Source organism: Romboutsia sp., from assembly GCF_035470145.1.
GTDB lineage: Bacteria > Bacillota > Clostridia > Peptostreptococcales > Peptostreptococcaceae > Romboutsia_D.
Genome location: NZ_DATIRC010000405.1, coordinates 1 through 1,792, shown reverse-complemented (window position 1 = coordinate 1,792; position 1,792 = coordinate 1). Strand labels below are relative to the sequence as shown.

The following is a 1,792-nucleotide window of genomic DNA, read 5'->3' as shown; positions in this document are numbered from 1 at the left end:
AAGTCATTTACAATATGGACTATAGTATTAATAGGTTTACTATCATTATTTATGGCACTTTTTCCTTCAATGTCTAATAGTTCTATGACAGAAATAATGCAAGCAAAAATGGATGCACTACCTCAATCAATGCTTGCTGCATTTGGTATAGAAACAATAGATTTCACCGATTTACTTCAATACTTTTCATATACAGGTCAATATATATTAATAGCAACTTGTATATATGCAGGAATACTTGGGGCAAACTCTTTAATAAAAGAAGAAAGTGAAGGAACAATAGAATTTTTATATGCACAACCTATATCTAGAGAAAAAATAGTAACTATAAAGCTTTTCGCTACATTTACAATACTTTATATAATGAATATAGTATTATTTGTTGTAACTATGATATTCTTTGAAATGTTTAAACCAGATAATTATGAGTATCTAATGGATTTAATATTTATATATAAAGGAATGTTTTTAGCACAGTTTGTATTTCTAGGTTTAGGATTTTTCATATCTACAATAATAAAAAAGGTAAGCAGTGCAACACCTATAATGTTAGGAATATTCTTTTCTACATATATGTTAGGAATATTTTCTACAATAATAGAAAAATTAGAATGGCTTAAGTATTTATCTCCTGTTCATTATGTAATGCCAAGTGAGATATTAAAAAATAATGGAAATATAGAATTATCTTATATGATAATATGTGTGGTTATTATAGTAATTAGTATTTTATTAACATTTTACAGATACAAAAGAAAAGATTTTGAAATGTAAAAAGAGTGGTGACGTTTTATATGTATACTAAATTTAACAATTTAAATGATAAAAAGAAAAATGATATTATAAATGCATCTATAGAAGAATTTGCGCAAAATGGGTATTATAAAGCCTCTACTGACAAAATAGCATCAAATTCATCTATTGCCAAAGGAAGTCTATTTCATTATTTTAAAAACAAAAGAAATTTATATTTATATATAGTAGAGTTTTGTATGGATTTTGTAAGTGAAAAAATTATAAACGAATCAGAAAATATAAAAAGTGATGACTTTTATGAAAGAATAAAGTTAATAGCTATATATAAACAAAGTATATTTATAAGCTATCCATTGCATGCTAAGATAATATCAGATGCTTTGATTATAGATAATGAAGAAATAAAAGAATACACTCAAATTATTATTAATAAATCCCAAATGGAAAGTATGAATTTTATACAAAATTATATAATAAAGTTTATGAATACAAATTATCTACATGAGAGAGCAACTATTGAAGATGCATTATTTATAACAACAACAGTATTTGAAGCAATAAGTAAGAAATATATAGAAATGCATAAAAAAAATCCGAATGAATTTTCAGATAATAAAGAAGAAATTTTCAAGGAATTTGACAGATATATAGATATATTAAAATATGGACTATATAAATAAATCAAGTTTTCATGTAACATTATGAAAAAATACGCATATTTATACAATAAGAACGTTAATTTATAGGTTTTATTGGGGGCATAAATATGGCTAAGAAAGTTAAATCAAATACTAATTCTAATAAAAAATCTAATTCTAAAAATAATGAAAATTCAAAGAATATTAAAGGTTTAAAAATCACAAATAAGAAGAAAAATAAAAAAACAAATTCTAAATTAGATATAAATCAACAGTTAAAGAAAATATTACTAGAAAAATTAATAGATAAGATTAAATAGATAAAACCTGTAGGGAAATTCACCTACAGGTTTTATCTATTGTATAAGATTAGTTATATATGGAAAAATTAAATAGTA

3 protein-coding genes are annotated in these 1,792 nt (G+C 22.9%); all 3 read left to right on the top strand.

What is annotated here, in order from left to right; all coding sequences use genetic code 11:
• The coding region (locus tag VLM92_RS16015) for an ABC transporter permease subunit (protein WP_325277321.1) at positions 1 to 774 on the top strand (774 nt) is incomplete at its 5' end.
• 20 nt (positions 775 to 794) lie between these two features.
• Positions 795 to 1,436, top strand: a complete 642-nt coding sequence (locus VLM92_RS16010) for a TetR/AcrR family transcriptional regulator (RefSeq protein WP_325277320.1) — start codon at positions 795 to 797, stop codon at positions 1,434 to 1,436.
• Positions 1,437 to 1,522: 86 nt separating this feature from the next.
• Positions 1,523 to 1,714: a hypothetical protein gene (locus tag VLM92_RS16005; protein WP_325277319.1), complete on the top strand. Its 192-nt coding sequence runs from the start codon at positions 1,523 to 1,525 to the stop codon at positions 1,712 to 1,714.
• Positions 1,715 to 1,792 lie beyond the last annotated feature (78 nt).

Coding starts and splice junctions, on each gene's coding strand:
- VLM92_RS16010 (WP_325277320.1), top strand. CDS start 795: ATGTATACTAAATTTAACAATTTAAATGATAAAAAGAAAAATGATATT.
- VLM92_RS16005 (WP_325277319.1), top strand. CDS start 1,523: ATGGCTAAGAAAGTTAAATCAAATACTAATTCTAATAAAAAATCTAAT.